The organism is Rhizobium ecuadorense (genome assembly GCF_001187535.1).
In the GTDB taxonomy this organism is placed as follows: domain Bacteria; phylum Pseudomonadota; class Alphaproteobacteria; order Rhizobiales; family Rhizobiaceae; genus Rhizobium; species Rhizobium ecuadorense.
Map to the genome: position 1 here is coordinate 1 of NZ_LFIO01001138.1, position 444 is coordinate 444.

A 444-nucleotide genomic window follows, 5' to 3' on the forward strand; every position below is an offset into this window, starting at 1 on the left:
GTCAAACGCTCACTCTCGCCGATCCGGAAGTGCGAGATGATCGAAATGGTCCGATCACATGTCCGGTCATCGCAAGACCGCGATCCGAGCTGCGTGTGGTGGTTGGTCCACAGGATCGGTTCTTCTCGAAAGAAACCTTATCGAATTTCCTATCGTCGCCCTTCCGCCTGAGCGACGCCTATGATCGCATGGGCGTACGCCTCCAAGGTCCGTCGCTTGCGCCAAGCGTCGCGTTGGACATGCCATCGGAAGCGATTGTGCGGGGCTCGGTGCAGGTGGCCGGAGACGGCGTCGCCACCATTCTGCTGGCCGACCACCAGACGACCGGAGGCTATCCCAAGATCGCAACGGTGGTGGATTCGGATCTGGACGCTTTCGTCCAACTGCGCCCACGCGACCATGTCGGTTTCCTGGCCGTGACACCGCAACAGGCGGTCGAGCACA

Annotated in this window: 1 pseudogene; it reads left to right on the plus strand. The window is 61.0% G+C overall.

Annotated elements, in window-relative coordinates:
- Positions 1-444: pseudogene (locus tag AF337_RS24535) on the plus strand (biotin-dependent carboxyltransferase family protein); the annotation flags it as partial.